Origin of the sequence: Psychrobacter sp. R86515 (assembly GCF_042466315.1) — a bacterium.
In the GTDB taxonomy this organism is placed as follows: domain Bacteria; phylum Pseudomonadota; class Gammaproteobacteria; order Pseudomonadales; family Moraxellaceae; genus Psychrobacter.
Map to the genome: position 1 here is coordinate 2,196,741 of NZ_JAXHCC010000001.1, position 25,944 is coordinate 2,222,684.

Annotated in this window: 20 protein-coding genes and 1 pseudogene; 11 read left to right on the forward strand and 10 right to left on the reverse strand. The window is 43.4% G+C overall.

Annotated features, from left to right (window positions below; all coding sequences use genetic code 11):
- Nucleotides 1-203 precede the first annotated feature (203 nt).
- The gene (locus SJY28_RS09200) at nucleotides 204-602 is read left to right on the forward strand and encodes a DUF4377 domain-containing protein (protein ID WP_379544208.1); all 399 of its coding nucleotides are present in this window, start codon (nucleotides 204-206) and stop codon (nucleotides 600-602) included.
- 126 nt (nucleotides 603-728) lie between these two features.
- Here SJY28_RS09200 and SJY28_RS09205 read toward each other — a convergent pair whose 3' ends face one another.
- Nucleotides 729-2,162, reverse strand: coding sequence for an L-serine ammonia-lyase (locus SJY28_RS09205; protein ID WP_160021859.1), 1,434 nt, complete (start codon nucleotides 2,160-2,162; stop codon nucleotides 729-731).
- Nucleotides 2,163-2,684: 522 nt separating this feature from the next.
- Here SJY28_RS09205 and SJY28_RS09210 point away from each other — a divergent pair.
- Nucleotides 2,685-4,109, forward strand: a complete 1,425-nt coding sequence (locus SJY28_RS09210; RefSeq protein ID WP_379544209.1) for a solute carrier family 23 protein — start codon at nucleotides 2,685-2,687, stop codon at nucleotides 4,107-4,109.
- A 152-nt stretch (nucleotides 4,110-4,261) separates the two neighbouring features.
- Here the strand turns inward: SJY28_RS09210 and SJY28_RS09215 are convergent, their stop codons facing one another.
- On the reverse strand, nucleotides 4,262-5,194 hold the full coding sequence (locus SJY28_RS09215; RefSeq protein WP_379544210.1) for a DMT family transporter: 933 nt from the start codon (nucleotides 5,192-5,194) through the stop codon (nucleotides 4,262-4,264).
- Between the two features lie 481 nt (nucleotides 5,195-5,675).
- Between SJY28_RS09215 and SJY28_RS09220 the strand changes: the two genes are divergently transcribed.
- Complete coding sequence (locus SJY28_RS09220; RefSeq protein ID WP_379544211.1) at nucleotides 5,676-6,698, forward strand: WG repeat-containing protein; 1,023 nt, start codon at nucleotides 5,676-5,678, stop codon at nucleotides 6,696-6,698.
- A gap of 271 nt (nucleotides 6,699-6,969) precedes the next feature.
- Here SJY28_RS09220 and SJY28_RS09225 read toward each other — a convergent pair whose 3' ends face one another.
- Entirely contained in the window at nucleotides 6,970-8,019 is a 1,050-nt protein-coding gene (locus SJY28_RS09225) for an alpha/beta fold hydrolase (protein ID WP_057759800.1), read from the reverse strand.
- Nucleotides 8,020-8,046: 27 nt separating this feature from the next.
- A complete protein-coding gene (locus tag SJY28_RS09230) occupies nucleotides 8,047-8,211 on the reverse strand; it encodes a rubredoxin (RefSeq protein ID WP_057759803.1) in 165 nt (54 codons plus the stop codon).
- Nucleotides 8,212-8,576: 365 nt separating this feature from the next.
- On the opposite strand from SJY28_RS09230, the gene SJY28_RS09235 reads away from it, so the two are divergent.
- Nucleotides 8,577-9,143 (forward strand): adenine phosphoribosyltransferase, encoded by a 567-nt coding sequence (locus tag SJY28_RS09235; protein ID WP_057759806.1) that lies wholly within the window; start codon nucleotides 8,577-8,579, stop codon nucleotides 9,141-9,143.
- Between the two features lie 151 nt (nucleotides 9,144-9,294).
- Here SJY28_RS09235 and SJY28_RS09240 read toward each other — a convergent pair whose 3' ends face one another.
- Both SJY28_RS09240 and SJY28_RS09245 read right to left on the reverse strand, forming a co-directional pair.
- Nucleotides 9,295-9,762: a hypothetical protein gene (locus SJY28_RS09240; protein WP_201566557.1), complete on the reverse strand. Its 468-nt coding sequence runs from the start codon at nucleotides 9,760-9,762 to the stop codon at nucleotides 9,295-9,297.
- Between the two features lie 100 nt (nucleotides 9,763-9,862).
- Nucleotides 9,863-10,807, reverse strand: coding sequence for a transaldolase (locus tag SJY28_RS09245; RefSeq protein WP_379544212.1), 945 nt, complete (start codon nucleotides 10,805-10,807; stop codon nucleotides 9,863-9,865).
- A gap of 475 nt (nucleotides 10,808-11,282) precedes the next feature.
- Here SJY28_RS09245 and pheA point away from each other — a divergent pair, with 475 nt between their 5' ends.
- The 7 genes from pheA to SJY28_RS09280 all read left to right on the forward strand — a co-directional run bounded on the left by pheA (nucleotide 11,283) and on the right by SJY28_RS09280 (nucleotide 19,172).
- Nucleotides 11,283-12,455, forward strand: coding sequence for a prephenate dehydratase (gene pheA / locus SJY28_RS09250; protein ID WP_102092477.1), 1,173 nt, complete (start codon nucleotides 11,283-11,285; stop codon nucleotides 12,453-12,455).
- Between the two features lie 117 nt (nucleotides 12,456-12,572).
- A complete protein-coding gene (gene hisC / locus SJY28_RS09255) occupies nucleotides 12,573-13,715 on the forward strand; it encodes a histidinol-phosphate transaminase (protein WP_379544213.1) in 1,143 nt (380 codons plus the stop codon).
- A 110-nt stretch (nucleotides 13,716-13,825) separates the two neighbouring features.
- Nucleotides 13,826-16,159, forward strand: a complete 2,334-nt coding sequence (locus SJY28_RS09260; RefSeq protein ID WP_379544214.1) for a bifunctional prephenate dehydrogenase/3-phosphoshikimate 1-carboxyvinyltransferase — start codon at nucleotides 13,826-13,828, stop codon at nucleotides 16,157-16,159.
- A 195-nt stretch (nucleotides 16,160-16,354) separates the two neighbouring features.
- Nucleotides 16,355-17,317, forward strand: a complete 963-nt coding sequence (gene rarD / locus SJY28_RS09265) for an EamA family transporter RarD (RefSeq protein WP_379544215.1) — start codon at nucleotides 16,355-16,357, stop codon at nucleotides 17,315-17,317.
- Nucleotides 17,318-17,359: 42 nt separating this feature from the next.
- The gene (gene folB / locus SJY28_RS09270) at nucleotides 17,360-17,797 is read left to right on the forward strand and encodes a dihydroneopterin aldolase (RefSeq protein WP_379544216.1); all 438 of its coding nucleotides are present in this window, start codon (nucleotides 17,360-17,362) and stop codon (nucleotides 17,795-17,797) included.
- Nucleotides 17,772-18,320 carry a 2-amino-4-hydroxy-6-hydroxymethyldihydropteridine diphosphokinase gene (locus SJY28_RS09275; protein WP_379544217.1) on the forward strand — a complete coding sequence of 183 codons (549 nt, stop codon included), beginning with the start codon at nucleotides 17,772-17,774 and terminating at the stop codon, nucleotides 18,318-18,320. The genes folB and SJY28_RS09275 overlap by 26 nt, the downstream gene beginning before the upstream one ends.
- Before the next feature lie 408 nt (nucleotides 18,321-18,728).
- Nucleotides 18,729-19,172 carry a hypothetical protein gene (locus SJY28_RS09280; RefSeq protein ID WP_101211930.1) on the forward strand — a complete coding sequence of 148 codons (444 nt, stop codon included), beginning with the start codon at nucleotides 18,729-18,731 and terminating at the stop codon, nucleotides 19,170-19,172.
- Nucleotides 19,173-19,678: 506 nt separating this feature from the next.
- On the opposite strand, the gene cysE is transcribed toward SJY28_RS09280, so the two are convergent.
- The 4 genes and pseudogenes from cysE to dnaE all read right to left on the reverse strand — a co-directional run bounded on the left by cysE (nucleotide 19,679) and on the right by dnaE (nucleotide 25,834).
- Entirely contained in the window at nucleotides 19,679-20,590 is a 912-nt protein-coding gene (cysE, locus tag SJY28_RS09285) for a serine O-acetyltransferase (protein ID WP_379544218.1), read from the reverse strand.
- A 189-nt stretch (nucleotides 20,591-20,779) separates the two neighbouring features.
- Entirely contained in the window at nucleotides 20,780-21,661 is an 882-nt protein-coding gene (locus tag SJY28_RS09290) for an RNA methyltransferase (protein ID WP_379544219.1), read from the reverse strand.
- Nucleotides 21,661-22,041 carry an Hpt domain-containing protein gene (locus SJY28_RS09295; RefSeq protein ID WP_379544220.1) on the reverse strand — a complete coding sequence of 127 codons (381 nt, stop codon included), beginning with the start codon at nucleotides 22,039-22,041 and terminating at the stop codon, nucleotides 21,661-21,663. The genes SJY28_RS09290 and SJY28_RS09295 overlap by 1 nt, the downstream gene beginning before the upstream one ends.
- 72 nt (nucleotides 22,042-22,113) lie before the next feature.
- Nucleotides 22,114-25,834 (reverse strand): annotated as a pseudogene (dnaE, locus tag SJY28_RS09300) (DNA polymerase III subunit alpha).
- Nucleotides 25,835-25,944 lie beyond the last annotated feature (110 nt).

Here is a 25,944-nt window from a genome sequence, read left to right on the forward strand (position 1 = left end):
CAGTCATAGAGGGTAAGACGACTAGCGACCTATACTGGTTTCAGTAAGAAGCAAACAACCTTATTGGCTTGTAACAAAGCAAGATAAGGTGTTCAAAATAATAAGTTTATTTAAGTAACAATGAATTACTAGCTAAATCAATAAATAAGCAAGTAACTAAGCTATTAATAAAGAATTAATAACAATTATCTGAGGATTGAATAATGAAGAAATTAGCACTTGCAGCATTGATAACAACTTTTGCCCTTTCTGGTTGTTCTACAATGGGTATGGACAATGAGCGCACAATGGTTGTTGAAGGACAACCTATGAATGTAAAAGTAGTAAACATCCCAAGTTTTGAAGTAGAAATCGCACCGCGTAAAGCAGTATGCGACTTGACTGCTACTGATGGCAGCATGGTTGAATCACAGTGCTTGCAGTATCGTCAGACCTATCAGAAAAACTACACTACGCTAAACGGTAATATTCAAGGCTTTACCTATGAGCCGAACTATCGTTATGTCCTAGATGTACGCCAAGAAGCAGTAACAGCAGAAGGTTCAAATGTCGTACAGCCAGTTTGGATTCTAAACGAAGTGGTATCAAAAACTGCTGAATAATATTGATAGCAATATATAGACGATAAATCAGTTACAAAATCAGTTATACATGACAAAAAGGCCTCTAACGAATTAGAGGCCTTTTTACGTGTTTATTGTTAGTAAATTATTTTTCGAGAAGTCGGATTAGCATTGACTGTAGTTGACACTGACGCCGCGCGTTGCTGTAGGGATCCTATTATCAGCATAAACCGCCAGGCCGCCTCGTGCCGTCTCTTTATATTTATCAGACATATCGGCACCTGTTTGCTTCATCGTCTCTATCGCTTTGTCTAAAGAGACGAAGTGCTGACCATTACCTCTACAGGCTAGACGTGCTGCATTGATTGCTTTAACTGCACCCATCGCATTACGCTCGATACAAGGCACTTGTACCAAACCGCCAATAGGATCACAAGTAAGGCCTAGATTATGCTCAATACCAATCTCTGCCGCATTTAAACATTTGGCTGGTGTGCCATTCATGATTTCTGCCAGTGCAGAGCCTGCCATTGCACACGCAGAACCAACTTCACCTTGGCAACCGACTTCAGCACCAGAGATTGAAGCATTTTGCTTGATAAGGCTACCGATAGCAGTGGCGTTTAGCAAAAATTTACGAACACCATCTTGGCTGTAGTTGGGCAAAAAGTCACGATAGTAATGTAGTACGGCAGGAATGATACCTGCTGCGCCATTGGTTGGCGCTGTGACTACTTTGCCGCCATTTGCGTTTTCTTCGTTAACGGCCAGCGCGTACAAATCGACCCAGTCCATAGCGGCTAACTTATCAGTTTTGGTGATAGGTTGGTCTTTTTCCGCACACAGCTGCGTATGCAAATCTTGGGCACGGCGTTTTACATCTAATCCGCCCGGTAGGATACCGCCATTTTCACAGCCTTGTTTGACGCAGTCTTGCATGACTTCCCAAATGCTATCTAGATAAGCAAATACTTCTTCTTTGGCATGGAAGTGACATTCGTTTGCTAGTACCAATTCGCTGATGCTCAAGTCATGCTCACGACATTGCTCTAGTAGCTCTGCTGCGTTATTGAACGGGTAGGGAACTCTATCGATGGTCGGGCTGGCATGATCTTCGTCTGGGTTAGTTGCATCTTCTTCATTAATGACAAAACCGCCACCGACTGAATAATAAGTCTGCTGATAGCGAACACCTTCAGTTGAGATGGCGCGTAGCGTCAATGCATTAGGGTGATAAGGCAGCACAGTATCGTCATACCAGTAGATTTCTTGCTCTGTATCAAAAGCAATCGTATGCGTGCCTGATACATTGAGAATCTTGTCAGAGAAAATAGGAGATAGGTAGCTACTGGTCATGCGTGTGTCTATCGTGCTAGGCGTATGTCCAAGCAGTCCTAACAAGATAGCGGTATCTGTTGCATGGCCTTTTCCGGTCGCCGCCAAAGAACCATATAGTTCAATTTCAATGGTCTTAACCGCAGTCAGTTCCATCTGCTCAGTTAGCGAGGTCAAAAATAAGTTTGCAGCGACCATCGGTCCGACTGTATGCGAACTGGATGGGCCAATGCCGATTTTAAATAAATCAAAAACACTGATCATAATAAGTCACCAAAAATTTTAAGCGCTTTAGCCTATTCTATCTATGGCATTGGGCGCTTTCGTGAAAAATATAATAGACAGCCATCGCTCCTAGTCACCATTGATAGGTGGGCGCGAGACACTATTTATGAAGGTTATAAGGTAAATGAGCACTGAGAGCAGTTGAATAATAACTTTTATTTATTTTGAAACTCCGTTATCATGCTCGCAGTCAACAACTATGTAACATCCTGTAAGTTGGTTATCATCGTAAAATAAGACGGATTAAAAAAGACTAAATTTTTCAGTCAGACATATCCGTATTCATACATCTAGCAAGATATGGTTATCATACCAAATAATACTTTTGGTTTGTCATATTACAACATAAATGAATGAATTGGGATGACATATTATAGATAGAAAGACTTAACGTTCTGCTATTTATACAAGCCCTTAGAAATATGTCCATTTATTAATATACTTATTTTATCAGTTATTCTAGCCTATTACTTTAGCTTAGCTCACATAGGACAAGCGCGCATGCCATCTCAAAAAGACCCTTCACCAGCGTCAGACAATAGCGCTCAAGATCTATCAACTCAAAATGCCTTGGAGTCTGCAGGCATTGATTCAGCCGCTATCAATTATCCGCACAATCCAGATTTTGAAAATGGCCGTTGGTTCCCGACATGGCGTCCTTATAAGGGCGACTTGGATCGTGATCCAGTAGGTATCAACGACTATCTACCTCCGTCAAAAAGCGTATTGCTCGGTATACAGCATACCTTTGCGATGTTTGGTGCAACCGTGCTTGCGCCTTTATTGATGGGGTTTGATCCTAACTTAGCTATCTTGATGTCTGGTATCTGTACGGTAATGTTCTTTATGATTACCGGTGGGCGCATGCCGAGCTACTTGGGATCAAGCTTTGCTTTTATTGGTCCAGTCATCGCGGTGACCGCTTATGCAGGCGCAGGGTTCAATGACAATCTAAATGTTGCGCTAGGCGGTATTATGGCCTGCGGTATTATTTATGCATTAATTGGTCTGCTAGTGATGAAGACGGGTACAGGTTGGATTGAGCGTTTGATGCCGCCTATCGTGACGGGTGCGATTGTCATGATTATCGGTCTTAACTTGGCGCCAGTGACCATTCAAGGGGTGTCTGCCAATCAGTTTGATGCTTGGATGGCTACTTTGACAGTGCTGCTCATTAGTGGTGTGGCAGTATTTACTCGCGGTATGTTGCGTCGTCTGTTGCTACTCGTCGGTCTGGTTCTGTCGTACGTTGCTTATTTTGTCATGACCAATATTCTAGGCTTTGGTACAGCGATTGATTTTAGTACAGTAGCTGCCGCTTCATGGTTTGGACTACCAAGCATTCATACGCCGCGCTTTGAGATGAGCGCTATTATCCTAATTGCACCTGTGGCCTTTATCTTGGTGGCTGAAAACCTAGGGCATTTTAAGGCCGTAGAGGGCATGACCAAGGCTCGTGTGACTCCTTATATGGGCCGAGCATTTTTGGCGGACGGTTTAGCCACGACTTTTTCAGCAGGATTTGGTGGTACAGGTGTTACTACTTATGCTGAAAATATCGGTGTCATGGCGGTTACCAAAGTATATAGCACGACGATATTTGTCGTAGCAGGCTTGGTTGCTATCATATTGGGACTGTCACCAAAGTTTGGTGCCATCATTCAGACTATACCAGCAGCTCTATTGGGCGGTGCTTCTATTGTTGTCTTTGGTCTTATTACTGTTGCTGGGATAAAAATATGGATCGATAGCCATATTGATTTTAGTAAAAACAGCAACCTAATCATCGCGGCAGTGACGGTCATTATGGGTACTGGTAACTTTAGTTTGCATTTAGGTGGCTTTGATTTAGGCGGTATCGGTACTGCTACTTTAGCCGCTATCGTGTTAAATGCTTTGTTTAACCAAAGTTCTGAAGCGAAATAAGTAATTATGATGAGAGTGAAGTTTGAGCCTGTCAAATAAAGATGGTCAAAGCACATCTCATCTAACAAAAAAGCGCTCATGCTATCGATAGCATGGGCGCTTTTTTGTATGGCAATATTGAGCAACAGTAGTAGCGAACAACAGTATCGGAACTATTTATAATCTCGCTTATAAAACCTTGAAAAAAATCGATAGCGGCGAAGGGCACGTGGCTTTGGCTTCAATGAGCCTAAGTAAATAGCAAACATCGTTAATAGCGCGCCACTCCACTGCAAAGTATTAATCGGCTTGTTCAGCCAGCTATAATCAATGACAAGGGCTGCAATAGGTTCAGTCAACAATAGCAGCCCAGTCAGTGCCAGAGATAGCTTAGGAATAGAGTAGGCAATCAATCCCCATGCCAAGCACTGCATCACCGTACCATAGATAAGCACCCAGCCAATCTCAGACCATGTATTGGGCAGGATATTACCTGTATCAAATACAAACATCGGTATAATCATGGCTAAGACGCCGCCAATACTGATTAGCTGCATGAGCATAAATATAGGTGTCGGTTCAGTATCGTGCGTTTTGCGGATAAAGGTCATTGACGCTGCTAGCATCGCTCCCGATACAATACCAGTGACAAAGCCCCAAGTCGCAGCGGTGTTGTGTGCGAATTCAGGGCTACCTATCATCGCCACGCCTATCATGGCTAAGAACAAACTAATAAGCTGTACGATAGACTGACGCTCATTAAAATACAAAAACCCAATCGCAGCCAAGAAAAATATTTGCAAACTATTCAGCAGCGTCGAAATACCAGGCCCAACCGCATAAATACTCTCATGCCACAGTGCCAAATCTAATCCTAAAAACGCCCCTGATAGTAGCGCATAAAAAATGGCGCGTCTTGATTTGGGCATACGTTGGCCCATTATCTTAGCCAATACTGCAAATGCAATACCCGAAACAGCCAATCGCCAAAACGACATGGCCCAACCACCAATATCGACATGAGCAACAATTAAGCTGCCCAATCCAAAAATGATACAACCAATGACTAAGCCAATAGGTGCAGATCGCGTTGAAGCAATAGCCATAATTTGTCCTTATAACAGTATTTGAATAACAGCATTTTGAATAACAGCATTCTTATTATCATTGCATCATGTCAGAACTTATGTTGACATAAAGCCATATTGTCGTAGTTTTAAGTGCAAAATGAAATGGCAAAACCATAATTTATTACGGTGAATGCAGATACTATTGCTGTAAGGAAAATTATTGGGCATGTTGGACGCAAACAAATAATTAAAGTGTTTGATATGGTTACGTTTTTCACAATAGACTTATGATAATTGGGTAATAGTATTTATATCAAAATATTTGTATCAGGGCGACGATTCGTAGGAGTATGAAAGCGCATAATGTATGCAAGTGATATTTCTGCACGGAGGATATGTGTGTAGCACTTTAAGCGACATTAACGCTGCAACACATGTATAGTAGATTGACGATATAATGTACTTAACGCCTGATTGGTTATACCAAACAATCTATATTATTTGTCTAGGTTTATTTATGCTTCAACGATTGCTATCAAAAAAACAGCCACATACATTGTCTGGCTTGCTACCAAAAGTATCGCAATACAGTTTCGTCGTGACGATACTATCTAGCGCATTGTTTTTGATGCCTAGCGCATATGCCGCTAGTTGTAAAATCCCAAAAAGTTATTATAAAAACGTTTCCTGCACGGCTAGTAGTAGTTACTTTTTGGCGATCAAAGATTTTGGTGCGCCAGTGGCTTTAATTGATAAAAAAGGCAAACGAGTCGTGGATTTATCACGTTATCAAAAAGTCGATGCCGATAAACTGTCAGGCGGTCTGTTGCCTGTACTGCGCAACAGTCGCGTCGGTTATCTCAATATGCAGGGTCGTGAGGTCGTGCCTGCCATGTACGATATATTGACAGAGAGTCAAGGATGGGCGCGACCTGTATCAGATGGGCGTATCGTGGTAAAAAAAGAGGGTAACTATGGTGTGATTAATACAGCCAATAGTACCGTTGTGTCGTTTTCTGCAGCGATTGATGATATCGACAATTATCGTAATGGGGTGGCGCGTGTACGCAAAGGCCGTGCAACCAGTTGGGTGGATAAAAACGGTAATGCAGCGAATGATCCAAATGACCAGAACGACACTCAGGCAGTGAATAAATCTACTTCTTCTAACGAAAAATCTAGCACAGCATCACAGTCTGTACCGGCGCGTTTTACGACGCTTCAATCGCGTCAGCAAGATGGTAAATGGGGGTTCGTCGATGACAATAGTGTCACTATGATTACGTACTCATTTGATGAAGTGCGTCCGTTTTCTGAGGAGTATGCTGGCGTGCGTATCGGTGAAGAGTGGGGCTTTGTCAATTTAGGCGGTGAGCTGGTGATTCCTTTTCGCTTTGCTAATAGTGGTGTGAACGCTAACGATAGCTATCAGGGTAAACCATCCTTTGTATTTATAGGTGGTAAGGCGTGGATTGGTAACCTAAAGAATGGGAATAAAATGTGTATTGATAAAGAAGGGGCTGGCGTTGCTTGTGATTGATGCAATTACTAGGGCGTGTCCTCATTTTAAGAATGGTGATAAAAATGAAATAAATCGCAGTCAAACAAGGAAAATAGCGCAGATAATGTCGAGATATTAGTCAGCTATTTGACGCCGTTTGTCAAGATTTAGCCATTTTTAATCCATTTAGATAACTATCGATTGAATTGAGGACACGCCCTAGGATTAAATAGGCAATAAAAAAGAGTGTAAAACCCGTGATTTTTCGCTAGGTTTTACACTCTTTTTTTTGACATTGAAGTTTTTAAAGCTAGTTGCTCGATAAGTGATTACTGATTAAGTCAACCATATAAGGCTGATAATACTCTGGAATATCGTGTGCCATGCCTTCGATGAGATGGAACGTAGCATTAGGGATGGTCTTGGCAACGACTCGGCCCTGCGAAGCCGGCAGGAGTCCATCAGCGCTACCATGTAATACAATCGTTGGTGCTTTGACTTGCTTACTAAATCGGCTGATAGAGCCTGATGCTAAGATAGCATTGAGCTGCTGTACTGTACCAAGCGGGTGAAAATTGCGCTGATAGCGAATCTTAGCAATTTCACGCACCATACGCACATTCACATGACCTGGTGTACCAACGGTCTTCATAAACCAAACGCTATGACGCACGATATCACGCTCAGAGTGGCTCTCTGGACGATTGATAAGGGTATATAGCTGCTTGGGCTTGGGCGGCTTCAAAAACGCACGATTGGTCGTAGTAAACATAAGTGCCATTCGTTGTACTAAGCTCGGATAACGTGCCGCCACGATTTGTGCAATCATACCGCCCATCGAAGCCCCAAGCAGATGTGTCTTACCAAGCTTGAGTGCTTTAATCAAACGCGCGGTGTCTTCAGCCATGTCCGTCAAGTTATAAGCAACCTGCGTGCTTTTGTTAGACAACCCTGTCTGTAGACGAACCATCATTTTGAGCTGGCTAATACGCGGCAAGCCTTCTATCTGCACTTTAGAAGACAAGCCGATATCACGATTATCAAAACGAATCACAAAAAAACCAGCATCGATAAAGCGCTTAATAAAATTGTCTGGCCAAAATATCATTTGTGAGCCTAGCCCCATGATCATCAGCAACGGCGGATTATTGGGGTTACCGCCAGCTTCGACACACAACTCAATACCATCACCGATGTCAATCATTGCTTGACGAAGGTGCTTACTCAAGTCAGAGTCGCGCCATTGATGCTCCCCAAATTTGCGCCACTCAGGAGTAGGGTAGTTATTCAGATGATCTTCTAGATTGTTATCTAGCGTTTCAGGCAATTTGGCACTATTAATGTCATTTGATTTTGTCATGAAGTGTCCTAATTAGAGGGTCATCTACTACAGCTCAAGCATCTCAAAATCAAGCTTGCCGACACCGCACTCAGGGCAAGTCCAGTCATCAGGGATGTCTTCCCACTTAGTACCAGGTGCGATACCTTCTTCTGGGCAGCCAAGCGCCTCATCATATATCCAGCCGCAGACAATACATTCATAACGTTTCATAAATAGTCCTATCGATCATTACCAGTATTACAGTTACAGCGTGCTATAAACGCTCATTTTTAATATTACAGCTATTATATTAGACTGCAAAAACGCACGTAGTTTAGCATATAACCGCAATTTTCATAGTTAAGTTTACACTTGTATATTGAGATGACTTTTCTTTTATCAAGTCAATTACATACGTTACCTTATTAGCGCTTAATAACAAGACTGGACGCCAGCCCGCCATACAAAAACCAATTATGCTATAATAATCGCCGCTAAATTCACAGTAATGCTTAGCATTTATCGCTGATATATCATCTAGTTGTTGTCTTATCTAAACTAACTAAACCATCTAAATACATAAGCTAAGGGTCATCATGAGTACCAATGCCGCCGCCACATCCGCCACCAACAATGAGACGTCTCATGTGCTCAATACTGACCATCCGTTTTGGCAGATTATTCGCACAGTACCAGACTTTCCAAAAGCTGGCATTGATTTTTATGACATTACCCCGTTACTGCGCAGTCATATTGACGCTGTTATCGATGCGCTACTTGCCGCTTTGCCAGAAGGGCTTATGGACGAGGTAGATTGTCTGGGTGCAGTAGAAGCGCGCGGCTTTGTATTTGCCAGTATGCTTGCAGGCCGTCTGGGCAAAGGCATGATCTTGCTACGTAAACCAGGTAAACTACCACCCCCTGTAGCCAACAAAGCCTATGCACTGGAGTATGGTAAAGACACGCTTGAGATGCAAAACAATCTACCGCCTGAGCGCGTACTATTGGTTGATGACATCTTGGCGACTGGTGGTACGTTGACCACTGCTTACGAGCTGTGTCAATCAGCTGACCATACTGTGGTCGGTGCGTTAGTGTTACTGGACTTGGTCGACTTGCATGGCGAGTTCCCAGTACCTGTTTATACGGTACTAAAAGCTTAAAATGAATTGCTATGTTTTTGACTACTAGACACATCGTATTGTCGATATAGCTAAACGATTCTCCAAATAAAAAAGCGCCCTGATACTATGTCAGGGCGCTTTTTTTGATGCTGTATTAATGTTTTTTAGTATTGTGTTAAGTAGGCTGTGTTTATTGCTCTTCGTCTTGTTCGTAGTCCTTACAAGACTGCTCTATCACCGTACGACCGACTGTCTTTGGTGTAGTGACTTTAAAGTCTTTTGTGGTCAATATTGGTTTTTCTGACTGCCATGACTTGGTTACTTTGCCTTCAGCATCGTAGTTAACAAAGGCTCGTCTATAGTAACTGGCATCTTTGCATGAAATGAGTAGTTGCTGCTCACTATGGTCAATACTGTTTTTTTCTTCCTTCGAGTCATCTTTATCGGCATCTTTGTCTTTAGGATAGGTTCTAAGGATAGATACCGTGATATTTTCGACGTCTTTTTCATCTATGATACTGATGTCAGAGCTTTCAATAGAATCCAAATCTATACTAAAAATTGATCCAGAGCTGCTCTCGGACACCTCTACCCAGTTAACTGCCTGGGCGCTGATCGCTAAAGCACTGCCTGCCAATAATATTGATAGCCGTTTCATATAAGCCTTGCTTCTTGTCATTTGAAGTAGGTAATGATAGCCAACTTACTATTAGTAGGCAAATATCTTTTGTGCCAGCCCAGTATCCGTCGTGTGGCTATTATTGTCCGCGAATGGCTGCTAATGTCTTGGCCAGCTCGTCACGCGCCCCGATAAAACCGTCAATACCCTTAGGTAACAAGTCCTGTGTAACCTTGTCTTGCTGATACGCAGCACTAAACTCTTCATGCGTTAAGCTTACTTGAGTCATCGCCTTCATATCCATCGACATACTCGGAGACAGTTGGCGAGTTACCTCGGTATCCATGATTGCTAATTCATCAATGAGGTTGGGAGCTATCGTCAACAAGTCACAACCTGCCAATGCCAAAATTTGCTCGGTAGAGCGGAAACTAGCGCCCATTACTTGCGTCTGGTAACCGTGCTGTTTGTAATACTGATAAATGAGCTTGACTGACTGTACGCCCATGTCATCAGAAGCCGGTACGTTTTGACGGCTTTGTTGACGTTTTTGCCAATCTAGAATACGGCCAACGAAAGGCGATATCAGGGTCACACCAGCATCTGCACAAGCAATCGCTTGGTGTTGTCCAAACAGTAGGGTCAGGTTACAGTGGATATTCTGAGTCTCCAGATAGCGTGCCGCCTCGATGCCTTGCCAAGTTGCCGCCATTTTGATCAATACTCGCTCTGAATCGACGCCCGCTTTTTGGTAAGCGTCCATAAAGGCCAGTGCCTTATCTATCGTCGCTTGAGTGTCGTAAGATAAGCGAGCGTCCACTTCGGTAGAGACTCGGCCTTCGATCAGCTCTAAAATATCGCAGCCAACCTGAATGGTCAGCGCATCGATTACGGCATCCACGTCACCATTGTGACGACTCATGGTCTCTGACAGCATACCTTGGTTATCAGGATGAATCAGAGCCTTGGTAATAAGGCTTGGGTTGGTGGTTGCATCGATAGGTTTTAAACGGGCAATAGCGGCAAGGTCACCAGTATCAGCAACAATCGTGGTCATAGTGCGTAGCTGTTGTAATGCGCTCATCAGGTATCCTTTTTCTTATTAATCACATGATGCTCCTCTTATATATAACAGGGTAGGGAGCTGAACTGGAACTGTAACACAGTTTTGGGCAGGTGTTGCCTCATAGTTATGCTATGCGTCGCTGTTATCTGGCTCAGCTGTGCTAATATTAATAACAGTTGATATATTTATACGCATTTACGCATGGGCACTGACCTTAGTTTTTGCTATAGTAGAGCCGGCTATGTATCAAGCTGCTGTATTTGGCAGTAAATATAGCATTAACGCCAAATGGCACTAGCAATATAAGGTGTTTTTGATAGACTGTTTTGAGGTTGATTTTGAATATAGTTTCTATTATCAGGCTTAGCCTTTAACTAGAAACAGCAAACAGTCAGATTTGGCAATAGAGCTAGCTAAGTAATAGCAATGTAATAGCCATATTTAAATAATAGTAATATCTAACAGCGATAAAATCTAAAAAGGATGGGCGGTAATGAGCGAGCAGTCACCAGAGCAAACAATGGATAATCTAAATCAAACCACTACAGGCGCTAGCGATACCGCAACTGAAAAAGAGTTTTTAGACAATATTCGCCAAAATATTGACGCAGTAGACTGTGAGATCCAAACGTTAATCAATAACCGTGCAAAGCTGGCTCAGCAAGTAGCCATGGTAAAGAAAAATCATACCGCTGCTGATGACAATAGCAATCCTATCTTTTACCGCCCTGAGCGTGAAGCACAGGTATTAAAAGCTGTCATGGAGCGTAATGCAGGTCCAATCGCTGATGAAAAAATGGCGCGCTTGTTCCGTGAAATCATGTCAGTATGCTTGGATTTAGAAGCGCCGCAGCGTATTGCCTTCTTGGGCCCTGTCGGTACATTCACGCATGCCGCTGCGCTCAAGCACTTTGGTAAAGCCGCTGATACCGTACCGATGACAACCATTACTGATGTGTTCCGCGAAGTCGAAGCGGGTACAGCGATGTATGGCGTGGTTCCTGTCGAGAACTCTTCAGAAGGCGTAGTCAACCATACTCTAGATGGTTTCTTGTCTTCTACCTTAAAAATCATTGGCGAAGTTGAATTGCCAATTCATCAAAACTTCTTGGTTGCTGAGCATACTAAGATTGATGGTTTGAGCCGTATTTATTCGCATCAGCAGTCGCTTGCTCAGTGCCGTCATTGGCTAGATGTAAACTTCCCTAATGTTGAGCGCGTTGCTGTATCAAGTAATGGTGAAGCTGCTCGCCGCCTTAAAAACGAATGGCATTCAGCTGCGATTGCAGGTGACGTCGCTGTTGCAGAGTATGGCTTGCATAAGCTCTACTCAAATATCGAAGACAATCCAAGTAACACCACACGCTTCCTTATTATCGGTCATGAAGCGATTGCACCATCTGGCCAAGACAAAACCTCTATCGTCGTCTCAGCTCACGATAAAGCAGGCGCACTGATCGAAATCTTGAAACCGTTGTCATATCATGGCGTATCGATGACCAGTATTGAGACGCGTCCTGAGCGTCCTAACAAGTGGGCATACGTATTCTTTATCGATATGAATGGACACGTTAATGATCCAAACGTTAGCGCTGCCATCAATGATATTCGTCCATTGGTCAAAGATTTGCGCATATTAGGCTCATATCCAAAAGCTGTCCTATAGGCGACTACCTATAGATAACTATAGGCTTATTCACTGGTATTCATACATAATAGATGGGTCTTAGTTTTTGCAGATAGCATTAAAAAAGCATTTACAGATACCATCTAAGGATAAACCATGCAGACTACTCAATTGACCGCGTCAGATCTATCGCCGTTAACGCCAGCTTACGACAGTATTTTGGCATTGGCACCTTATCAAACTGGTAAGCCAATTGAGGAGCTGACACGTGAGTATGGTGTTTCAGACGTGGTAAAGCTGGCTAGCAATGAGAATCCAATGGGATGCTCACCACGAGTGACGCTAGCAGTGACTGAGCAGCTAGGGCAGTTGTCGCGCTATCCTGATGGCAACGGTTACTATCTAAAGCAAGCGCTGGCTGATTTTAACGATGTCAATGCCAATCAAATTACCTTGGGTAATGGCTCTGATGATTTGCTCGATATTTTAGCACGTAGCTTTGTGGGTGCTGATGATGCCATCGTCTATAGCCAGTATGCTTTTGTGGTATATCCTATGCTAGCGAAGATGCAAGGTGCCACGGGATTGGAAGTGCCTGCTCAACGCTTCGGCCATAATCTAAAAGCCATGAGCCAAGCAGTACAAGATAATCCGAATACCAAAATCGTTTTTATTGCCAATCCGAACAATCCAACGGGTACGCAGCTAGAGCAAAAAGAGCTGCGCCAATTTGTTGCTAGTGTACCAAGCTCCGTCTTGGTGGTACTAGATGAAGCTTATATCGAGTATAGTCCTGAGAGCAACAACCGCGCACTATTAGATGAGTTCGATAATGTCATTATTGTGCGTACTTTTTCTAAAGCTTATGGGCTGGCAGGTTTACGCGTCGGTTATGCTTTAAGCTCGGTGGCAGTGGCGGATTTACTAAACCGAATTCGTCAGCCATTTAACGTCAGCCGTGTTGGTTTAGCTGCCGCTGCTGCTGCACTTGCCGATCAAGACTTTATCGAAAAAACTCGTCTGATAAACGATGAGCAAATGCGTTGGTTAGAAAAGCAGTTTGACGCGCTAGGATTGGGTTTTGTGAAGTCGCATGCCAATTTTATTATGGTCGAAGTGCAGGTTGAGATGGAAGATATAACCGCTGCTTCTATCCATCAGGCGCTACTTGAACAAGGCGTTATCGTCCGTCCGTTGGATACTTATGGATTACCTAACTGGCTGCGTATCACAGTAGGTGTGGCTGAAGACAATCTGCGTTTGATTGATACTTTGCGTTCTATTTTGACTGAAGACTAAGCGCGTCCATAAGTGCTTTTTAATTTAAAAATTGTTCTTAATTAGCCATTAAAATTTATAACACTAAGACTGGCTCTATCTATGTCTTAGTGTGTCCAACGAGAAAAGCCGTGAGTAGTCAGAAAAATAATAAACTTCAATCGTCTCTAAATACTACGCTACCTATATTTAAACAAGTTTGTGTGATTGGACTTGGGCTGATTGGTGCCAGTTTTGCGCAAGCTATTAAAGATAATGGCTTGAGCGAGCGTTTGGTAGCAGTCGATAGGCATGCACCAAGTATCACAGAAGCCATCGAGCATGGTCTACTTGATGCTGGTAGTGCAAACCTAAAAGACGTCATCGCTGGCAGTGATTTAATCATCATTGCAGTGCCAGTACAGGCAGTTCAAGCAGTGTTCGTTGATATCAAACAAGCGATAGATAACGGACAGCTTGCCAGTGACTGCATCATAACGGATGTCTGTAGTACTAAAGTCAATATCATTGATGCCGCTAAAGCAGTGTTTGGTTCGCTGCCGATAGGTCTAGTGCCAGCGCATCCAATTGCTGGGGCTGAAAATTCAGGGTATCATGCGCGCCGCGCCAGTTTATTTGTCAATCATAGTGTCATTATTTGCGAGCTACCGACAACCAGTGCAACTGCTATTGCAAAGTTGCGACTATTGTGGGAATCAGTAGGCGCAAATGTCATGTCAATGGATGCTGAGCATCATGACCGCATATTAGCGCACACTAGCCATTTGCCACATTTACTTGCCTTTAATTTGGTTGAGCAATTGGCAAGCCATGATGATAATTTAGATATGTTTCGTTATGCCGCTGGTGGGTTTCGCGATTTTACGCGTATCGCTGCCAGTGACCCTAAAATGTGGCATGATATATTTTTTGCCAACCAAAGCGCGATTGTTAGCGCCCTTGATGAGTATGGTGTCTATTTACAGACGATGCGCCAGCTTATCATTGATCAAGATTCAACCGCCCTGATGGGACTTTTGGGCCGCGCGCAAGCCGCACGGCGACATTTCGGCCATATGTTAGCCAGCACCCCTTATACGGATACTTCTGCTATGTCAGCTTCTTATAATATTACCCCTAGCAATACTGTTTCTGGCGCCATCGCCATTCCTGGTGACAAATCTATCTCGCATCGCAGCATTATGCTCGGCAGTCTTGCCACAGGCGTGACAAATGTGACTGGGTTTTTGGAAGGAGAAGATGCGCTAGCGACGCTACAAGCATTCCGTGATATGGGTGTGACTATCGAAGGCCCTGATAATGGCAACTTGACCATCCATGGCGTCGGTATGAATGGTCTAAAACCTAGCAAAACCCCACTGTATATGGGTAACTCTGGTACCAGTATGCGTCTGCTATCTGGTATCTTGGCAGCGCAATCGTTTGATAGCGTGTTGACAGGTGATACTAGCTTGAATAAACGCCCAATGGAGCGCGTGGCGGCACCGCTACGCACGATGGGAGCTGTGATTCAGAGCACTGGTCATAGTGGTACTGCGCCGCTCAGTATCACTGGTCGTGACACGGTGGGTAAGCCATTACAAGGCACTGAATATGATATGCCAGTTGCTTCAGCTCAGGTAAAGTCTTGCTTGCTACTAGCAGGTCTATGGGCAGAAGGTACGACAACGGTCACACAGCCTGAGATCAGCCGTGACCACACTGAGCGTATGCTATCGGCCTTTGGTTATCCGGTAACCGTAGAAGGCAATCGCATCAGTGTTACTGGTGGCGGCACACTAACAGGCGGCGATATCGCGGTTCCTGCTGATATCTCATCTGCAGCGTTTTTTATGGTGGCAGCGGCCATCAGTCAAAACAGTGAGCTGACCTTGACCCAAGTAGGTATCAATCCTACGCGTACTGGCGTCATTGATATTCTTAAATTAATGAATGCAGATATTAGCCTAAGCAATGAGACACATGTGGGCGGCGAGCCAGTTGCTGATATTACAATTCGCAGCTCAAACCTAGTCGGTATTGAGATACCAGAGCATCTTGTACCGCTAGCGATTGATGAATTTCCTGTATTATTTATCGCGGCCAGCTGTGCACAAGGTCAGACGGTATTGACTGGTGCCAAAGAGCTGCGTGTTAAAGAATCAGACCGTATCGCTGTGATGGCAGAAGGGTTACATACACTTGGTATTGATTGTACTGTAACTGATGATGGTCTGATTATCGAAGGCAAAGGCGCTGCTACTGAAAACGGTGAAGTAAACAATAGCCAACCTGTCTTTGGTGGCGGTCATATTGTCTCGCATCATGATCACCGTATTGCGATGAGCTTCTCTGTAGCCAGTCTGCGTGCATCCCAGCAAATAACCATTGAAGGGGTTGAAACGGTTAATACCAGCTTCCCCGGATTTGCTGAACTTGCCAACCAAATCGGTATGTCTATCCAAGTGGATACTGGGGCTGAGTAAGTCGCTAAGCTACTATTAACTCTTGAAAATTTAATCTAACATCGTTAGCAATGTACTCATGTCACTATTGGCATGAGTACATTGCTTTTTACCTTATAATCTCACTGTAGTAACCCTGCGCTTTCACTATTCAATTGACAATAATAATTAGAATTAGGTGAGAGCGCGCTTTGCTCTAAAAAGTTGTCCTATATTATGACTACCCAAAATGTCATCAAAAAACCCGTTGCCCCAATCACTACAACCAGACGCGGCATTATCACTGCGCTTATCGCGTTCTTTATTTGGGGTGGATTTCCGTTATACTTCAAACAGCTATCTGATTATGATGCGACGGAGATCATAGGTCACCGTATCGTTTGGACGTTTTGTTGCCTACTGATTGTGTTAGTGGCTACCAAACGTTGGGGGTGGATAGAAACGCTCAAGCAAAACCCAAGATGGATTGCGCTATCACTCGTCTCTGGGTTAATTATCGCAACCAACTGGCTGACCTATGTATGGGCGGTCAATCAAGACCGTATTCTTGAGGCCAGTTTGGGTTACTTTATTGGGCCATTGGTTGGCGTTGCACTATCCATGATTCTATTCAAAGAGCGTTTGCGTCCTTTGCAATGGGTAGCCATTGGCTTTGCATTATTGTCTGTGGTCATTCAAGTGGTGATGCTTGGCAGTCTGCCGTGGATATCGTTGATTTTGGCGTTCAGTTTTAGTACTTACGGGACGATTCAACGACAAACGCCATTGACTGCTGTCGATGCCATGTTTGTTGAGACTGCGATGTTGGTGCCGTTATGTCTGTGGTGGTTTTGGCAATCTGATGTGGCAAGTCATCAACTGAGCTTTTGGTTTAGCTCAAATATTTGGCTGCTTATGATCGCAGGTCCGATTACGCTAATACCGCTTTTATTATTCAATAAATCTACCAAGCTCGTTGCATACAGTATTCTGAGCTTTATGAACTATCTGACGCCGACCTTTATTTTCTTTTTGGCGGTGTTCTATTATAAAGAACCGTTCGATTTACAACGTTTGGCAGTATTTGGTTTGATTTGGTTAGGTCTGCTATTATTCAGTATTGACCTGTGGCGCCATCGTCCAAGTAAAGTGTTAAAAGCGGCGCGCCTACGTGAAGAAGCGCTAAAATCGGTTAAGTAAATATTAATAATACGAAAAAAATTAGCAAACAAGGATGAAAGCATGTTTCATACTCAGTCTGATGTTGTATTTATAAAAGGTCTAAAAGTCGATGCAGTAATTGGTGTGTTTGATTGGGAGCGTGCTATCACTCAGCCATTACTAATTGATATCGCGCTTGAAACGGATATTAGCCGTGCTGCTGTGTCAGATGATGTCAGCGATGCGCTGAGCTATAAAGAAGTCTGCGATGATGTGAGCGAGTGGTGCAAAGAGATTCAAGCAAAGCTGCTTGAGCATTTGGCTGGTCAGATCTCTGATAAGATATTTGCAAAATATGACTGTCAAAAAATAACGTTGAGCATTGCTAAGCCTACCGCTATTGCCCAAGCTGATGCAGTCGGGGTACAAATAACGCGCTATGCGCCAGCATCAACCAACGAGCTAGCTACTAAAGAAGCTGCCAAAGAAGTTAATGACAGCCAAGTCGATGATGCATAAAAAGCCCGTGGATTTGAATTTGACAACGTTCACACAATGCGCACCTGAGACTGTGCAAGCGCAACCCGTGGTAGAGCTAGTGTTAGCGCTAGGTAGTAACTATCAAGCTGACAAGTATCTCCCGCTTGCTCGGCAGCGCTTGGCAGCGCTAGGTGAGGTGCGATTGTCTACGGCTTTTCAAAATCCTGATTTTACTGCGACTACCCAATTACCAAAACCTGATTATACCAATCAGTGTGTCCATCTAACATTGACCACACCGATGAGTCTGCAACAACTACAGCAAACTTTTAAAACGCTTGAAGGCGATTGTAATAGATGCCGACAGACTGAGCCTAACCAAATAAGGCGTGTGACGATAGACATTGATATCTTGCTCATCAAATTATCAAAAGAAAATAATAGCCTAAGCAAGAAATTAGTATCTAAACCAATGTCTGATTGGATAATAATGGCAGATCGTTATCCATTTAAAGCTCATGAGGAAGCAGGGGTTGAAGAATTGATTTTAACCAAGCTCTAATTTTTCTAATGAGTAGCCATATCTTAACTGCTATTATATCTTTTCACCTAAAACTATCGCTATTCAGCATTCACTCTGCCTCAGCGCATCAGTTTCCTAGACAAAAATCTAATAAAAACTATGCGATTATATAGGCAATTGTTAGTATAAGTGACGATGTAATCTTCAAGACACTACTACCTATGCAAAAACCAATGAACTTTTCGAAGAAAAAGATAGTCACGAGTTTATTAGTAATAATAATCTCTACTTTATCTGCCTGCGATAACACGCCTTCCGAGCATCTTAAAACCCTTACCGAAGATAAATAACCTGTGGTAAAGAACGTTGGTCTATTACATTTAAATATAGCTAGTTTTAAACTAACCCCAGTTATTGATGAAACCTAAAAATTATAAGAAGAGAAGGATGAAAAGTTATAGTAAAAAAATCCGCGGTATCTATCTCGGACATCAAAAACTTATCATCATAACTTTATTATGCGGATACTTTATTTTTGAGGTCTGGGGTGTGCGCTATATCGCTGAAAGAAAAGCAGAAAAACCAAATAATATAAAGGAAGGGTGTTTGTATCTACGAAGTAGTTATACCGACACAAGTAAAATGAAGATATTAAGATTGACCATAGATGGTCATAAAGTTGAGAGTCATAGAACGTTTTCAGGAAATATGCCTTATGGATATAAGTGGAATGGTCAACAGAGGGACGAGTTTTATCAATATCTTGAATACAATAAAGAGAAGTGCCACCCCATTCAGTATGTCGATATAAATTTATTAATTACTAGAAAGATTTTTATTTACGATTACTTGGGCGATTTCAAACCTACTACTAATACTAAAAAGTACTAAATACATGTCGCAGACGGTTAAAAATGAAATAATTGATAGCTTTAGTGAAGTAAACAGTGCGGAAAGGCTGCTAAATAATTTTTTCTAATTTTAACAATATGATAAATCAAAGCTCACAAGAAGCGGTGAGGTCAGGATATATTTATTTAGTAAAAATTGTTAAATATCTGGTATAGCGCAGGCACAGAGATATAGCACAATCTAATTTTGATTATATCGTTGTTGTATACATTGAGTAATATTGGATATACAGGACGAACAAAGGTCTTCTAAGTTATCAACTCATCAGAGAACTTCTTAGCTTGTGCAGCTTACTCTGAGATGAAAGTCAGCGATTCGAAAGATTGGAATTTGCTAGGAAGTCAAGCAAGTCAATCTACCATGTATGCGGATATGGTAGATTTTATCTAAGACCGCCTTGAATTTATTGTGTCTTTTCTACAATTCGTATAAGCATTTGTTATCAGTTTATACGGTAACAGTACTGCCTACTTCTAACGATTGTCTTAGCGATTTTTTTCATCATTGATATCTTCTACATCAGCACGACCAATCACATCTAAATCCTCTAGACACAGTTTGTCATACTCTTTTTTGCAAAAATTGGGATCAATATCACACATCGCTGACTGCAGTTGATCGAGACGATTTTCTGATTGTTGAATGTGCTCAAGCATTTTAGCAAATGCTTCTGCGACAGGGTCTTGTGAGTAAGGGTCGATACCATAAGCACGGAAGGTATTGGTGCGTTTGGCAGTAGGGGCAGTATCTTTAGTTTGATCGTTGCTCTCACCAGCCTGCGCCACTTTTTCTTGTTTCTTAGCGTCTTGTACTTTTGTCGCGATTGGGTTGCCTTTTTCATCGTGATGATCTGAGATCATACGCGCGGCACTGCCGACCATCGTAGCACCTGCTGGTACTGGTTTGACTACCACTGCATTTGAGCCGATTTTAGCGTTTTTACCGACAGTAAACGGCCCCAAAACTTTTGCACCAGCACCGACCGTTACACCGTCTTCTAACGTTGGGTGACGCTTGCCATTATTCCAAGACACACCGCCCAAAGTAACACCATGGTATAGCGTCACATCGTTACCAATCTCAGCCGTCTCACCGATGACGACGCCGACACCATGATCGATAAAAAACCGTCTACCAATCTTAGCAGCAGGGTGAATCTCGATACCTGTCATGATGCGCGAGCCGTAAGAGATCACGCGAGCGGCTAGTTTCTGTTCATTGTTCCAAAGGCAGTGTGCACCGCGATGCAAAACAAGCGCATGTATGCCCGGATAAGTTAGGATCACTTCCAGACTATTACGCGCTGCAGGATCTCGGGTGAATACTGCATCAATATCTTCTTTCAAATCGTTCTTAATAGTAATAAGCGATTTGAATAATTTGGATGGCAATGACATAAAGCGTCCTATCTATTCGTCGGTAGAGTGTCGTTGCGAAAACAGCGATGGCTCTAATCTGTGGTCATAAAGTTCGGATAATCAGGAATATATATTTTCGCTAAGCTTCTGCAAGTTATAACAGCTTTATACCGCAAAATATAGTAAAAAGCTGTCAAATGAAAGCGAGCTGATAAGCAATGGCTTGTTTTAGTCTTTTGATAGTTTTGCAATCAAAGCGCTTAATAACTGATATTCCTTTTGATCAAGCTGTAGACGTGACCCAAGCCTAGACAAGCGTGATGGCAATGATTTTAGATGTTCGCTATTTGCTAGTCCTCGCTGCACCATAAGGTCAGTGGTGCGCTGAGTGAGCTGTTGCAACTGCTGCTGATTAATAGCAGGCTCATCCCATTGCTGACGCAAATTCACATTGATTGTCGATTGGGCGTCTGTGCTTGTATCCGAATCTAGACTATCAGCTGTCTGAGTGTGCGTTTGAGCATAAGCAAAAATAAAACTGGCGATGACTTGCACCGCTGATGCAACATTTAATACAGGGTAAGCAGGATTGGCGTCGATTTGAATATGATAATCGGCATAAGCCAATTCTTCATTGGTCAATCCACGGTCTTCACGTCCAAATAATATAGCAATATTTGGTTTGTTAGAAGTCGCAGCAGATGAGGTATCAGCATTACTATCGTCTGCACTTAAAGCTGCTTGTGCATCGATAAAGTCAAATATAATCTTAGCAGCTTGCGTAGGTGTCACGACGGGGCGCGGCATATGACGACTACGACTGCTAGCGGCAAATACCAACTGACAGTCTGAAATAGCAGATTCTAAAGTGGGTGCAATCAAAGCTGAGGATAATAATTCACTGCTACCCGCTGCATGAGACACACTGGTTTCGTCAATCGGTAATTTAGGATCGACCACCGTTAAGCGAGACAAGCCCATGGTATGCATTGCACGGGCAGCCGAACCAATATTGGCAGGCAAAGTTGTATTGACCATGACTACTTGTAGGCAAGCAAGGTAGTCGCTTACTGTATGTGATGATACTGCTAATGAAGCTTCGTTACTCATTATTGTCCCAGTCTCTGATTGATTTCTTGTTCAGCACGGTGTAACGCAATGGCAATCTCTTCAATAAGGACGGCTTGCTCATTGATACGGCGCTCACGGCAGTATTCTTGTAACTGGCTGCTAAGACGGACTAATTGAGTCGTACCTAAGTTGGCGCTGGCACCTTTGAGAGCATGAGCAGTTTCAAAGCCATTGGCGTTATCGTCTTTTTGATGAGCAATTCGTAGCGCTGCAACTCTTTGCTTACTATCAGCAAAATATACTTGTATCAAATCAACAAAGTCTTCTTCGAGCAGGTCACGCATGTCCTCGAACTGTTGATGATTGATGATTTCTTCATCAGTTTGTCCTAGCATATTATTATTTGTAGTGTCATCCATGGTGGTTGTCCAATTTATAAAAGTTAAAGCAATAAGATTACTATAATGAATTTTTAAAACGTAATGTACGTCTTAGCTGTAATGGAAATGTAAGTTCTCTTCACTGACCAAAGTCTTTAATGTCTGCAAGTTATCGTCATTTGGGTAAACGCGCCAGTGTTCAGACAGTCCAACATTTGCGATGCCATAGACTTCATAAATGCTTAGTCCAAGTGGCAGACAATTATCATTGATAGAAGCGTCAGTATTACTCAGGGCGTTATTGGCATAACTGGCTGGCATACCGTTTTGATTGGCCGCGTCATGGTTCATGTCGCTTTCTAATGCTAATAAATCATTGCCATTTTCATCATACAAGCTGCCACCCATTGCAGGGTCGTAGACGTTACTACCGCTGCCACCTTGCTCGTCTTGCTCTTGGTTATAAGCCAGACGCGGCTCGGGAATAATGTCAGCTTGGGCTGATTTAAGTAACGGCTGTAGACGTGTGAGCAAATTAATATCACTACCGTGAACTTTGATACTGATTTTTTTGAGCCAACGTAGTCTGGCATCTACCATGCTCATAGCACTATCAAGACGTGCAAATAAGCGTCCATCACGCTCACGGATGCTGCCTTTGATGATGACGACTTCATCGATTTTCAACTGCTCTTTGACACGATTAAAACGCTCAGCGTAGCAGCTGACCTCGAGTCTCGATGTACCATCATCTAAAGTAATCACGTTACGATTACCAAAGTTGGCAATATCTATAATAAGCCCCGAGAAATAGCAGCTGCCGTTATAGCCTGTATCGGTCAACTTGTTCGAGACGTGCACCAGAGGTGTAGCGTTTTAACTCATCCAAATACTCATTGATTGGATGTCCCGTTAAGTACAGTCCCAAAGTGTTCTTTTCAGCTTTTAGGCGGTGTTTGTCACCCCAAATGAGCTCTGGCGTCATCACTAACGGCGGCGCTGCAACCACACCATCCATTTCACCAAACAAATCCATCATACCGATTTCGCGGTTTTGACGATCTTGCTCAGCAGCCTGTACGGCGCTTGGCAATTGACTCATTAAGGCACCGCGAATCTCGTAAGCTTCGTCGGCTGGCAAGTCAGGTCGTAGCGTGGCGGCAAAGTCATCAAAACAACCAGCGCTGACCAACGCTTCAAGGGTGCGCTTATTGACTTTTTTAATGTCCACACGGCGGCAGAAGTCATATAAATCTTTAAAAGGACCATCCGTGCGGCGGGCATCTACGATAGACTCTACCGCGCCTTCACCCACGCCTTTGATTGCGCCAAGACCATAGATGATATTGGTTGGAGTATCGGCAACGAAATGCCACTCACTACGATTGACCGAAGGATTGACTACGGTCAACCCGAAGTTTTCACGGCAGTCATTGATAAAGAACACGACGTTGTCGGTGTTGTTCATATCTGAAGTTAAGACCGCTGCCATAAATTCAGCAGGGTAGTATTGCTTTAGGTAGGCCGTTTGATAAGCCAATACCCCGTAAGCCGCAGAATGCGAGCGGTTAAAACCGTAACCTGCGAACTTTTCCATCAAGTCAAACACACCGCCTGATGTGACTTCATCGATGCCTTGTGAGGTGGCACCCGTGACAAAAATATCGCGCTGCTTGGCCATCTCTTCAGGTTTCTTTTTACCCATCGCACGGCGTAGCATATCAGCACCGCCCAAACTATAGCCTGCCATCACCTGTGAAATTTGCATCACCTGTTCTTGATAGACAATAACGCCATTGGTGTTCTCTAAAATCGGCTCAAGATTAGGATGGTCATAAATGACTTCTTCGCGACCATGCTTACGGTCGATATACATCTCTACCATGCCTGCATCGAGTGGGCCAGGACGATACAGCGCACACATAGCGATGACATCCTCGATATTGGTCGGTTGCAGTTTAGCCAGATATTTTTTCATGCCCATACTTTCTAGCTGAAAGACCGCCGTGGTTTTGGCATCTTGCAGCAGCTTATAGGCTTTGCTGTCATCTAACGGCAAATCTTCTAAAACTAAGGCAGGTACGTTTTCTTTTGCACGGCGTAAATTAATATTTTCAACCGCAGCGTTGATGACGGTTAGGTTACGTAAACCCAAAAAGTCAAACTTCACCAAACCAACAGCTTCTACATCGTCTTTATCAAACTGGCTGACGCGGTGACCTTCATCGTCACAGTAAATGGCACTAAAGTCAGTGATTTTGTGCGGAGCAATCAATACGCCACCAGCATGTTTACCGACATTTCGGCAGACGCCTTCCAGCTTAATCGCCATCTCCCAAATCTCAATGGCATCTTCATAATCCATATTATCAGGATTAGAGATCAAGTCTTTGAGCTGTGGCTCTTGCTCAAGCGCTTGGCTCAGTGTGATACCAGGTGTTTTTGGAATCAGCTTGGATATCTTGTTGGCTAAAAAGTATGATTTGCTTTGTACGCGTGCCACATCACGCACAACCGCTTTTGCGGCCATAGTACCAAAGGTAATAATCTGGGAGACGGCATCACGGCCATAGGTTTGCGCGACATAATCAATGACGCGGTCACGACCTTCGATACAAAAGTCGATATCGAAATCGGGCATCGATACCCGCTCAGGGTTCAAGAAGCGCTCGAATAGTAGATCGTAATGAATCGGGTCAAGGTCGGTAATGTTTAATGCGTATGCGACCAATGAACCTGCACCAGAACCACGTCCAGGGCCTACTGGTACACCATTGGCTTTTGCCCAACGGATAAAGTCCATGACGATTAGGAAGTAACCAGGGAAGCCCATGGATAGAATAATATCTAATTCATATGCAAGGCGTTCATCGTATCTCTGACGGAAATCGCTCCAATTATCAGTACGCGCTTCGACAGGAAACAGCTTGTCTAAGCGCTGCTCAAGACCGCGTTGTGACTCGGCACGGAAAAACGATTCAATCGTCTCGCCTTCAGGAACAGGAAAATCAGGTAGGACGTTAATCCCAAGTGTCAAGGTGACATTGCAGCGTGTAGCGAGACGCAAGGTATTATCAATTACTTGCGGAATATCAGCAAATAATTGCTCCATCTGAGCTTGTGTTTTTAGATACTGCTCATCCGAGTAAGTCTGCGGACGGTTTGGGTCAGCAAGAACATAAGAGCCTGCAATACAAACGCGGGCTTCATGAGCATCAAAATCATCCTGCTCTAAGAAACGCACGTCATTATGCGCAATGATAGGGATGTTGTGTTTGGCACCTGAATGGATGGCTGCTCTAATAAAAGCATCTTCGCCTGAACGATTGGTACGCTTGATCGCAAAGTATAAACGATCATCAAATTTTGCCTGCCATTCAGTAAGTAGTTCATCGGCTTTTTCTGGCATCGAGCCGACCAATGCTTGACCCACGTCTGACTTTTCGGTGAGCAGTACAATCACACCTGCTGCATACTCTAAGATATGACTGCGCTTGATAACTGGCGTGCCATGATTGACAGGATCAGCGCGACCTTCGGTAAATCCAAGCGATACAATACGGGTAATGTTTTGATACCCTTCGTTATTCATCGCAAGTAAGGTGAGGCGTGTGTCTTCATTATCCATGATGACTTCACTGCCAATGATAGGCTTGATACCCGCACCTAAGCAGGCACGATAAAACTTTACCGTGGCATATAAATTGGACAAATCGGTCAATGCCAACGCGCGCTGATTATCAGCCGCAGCAGCTTTTACCAGCGGTTTAATACGCACGATAGAATCGGTGATGGAATATTCGCTGTGAATGCCAAGATGTACAAATGCCATAGAAGACTCTTACTGGTACGATCAAAGAAATAAGCTACCGATAAAATAACTGATGATTATCAATCAATTATACTGATATCTAGAGGCCGATAAGACCTCGATAGCCATAT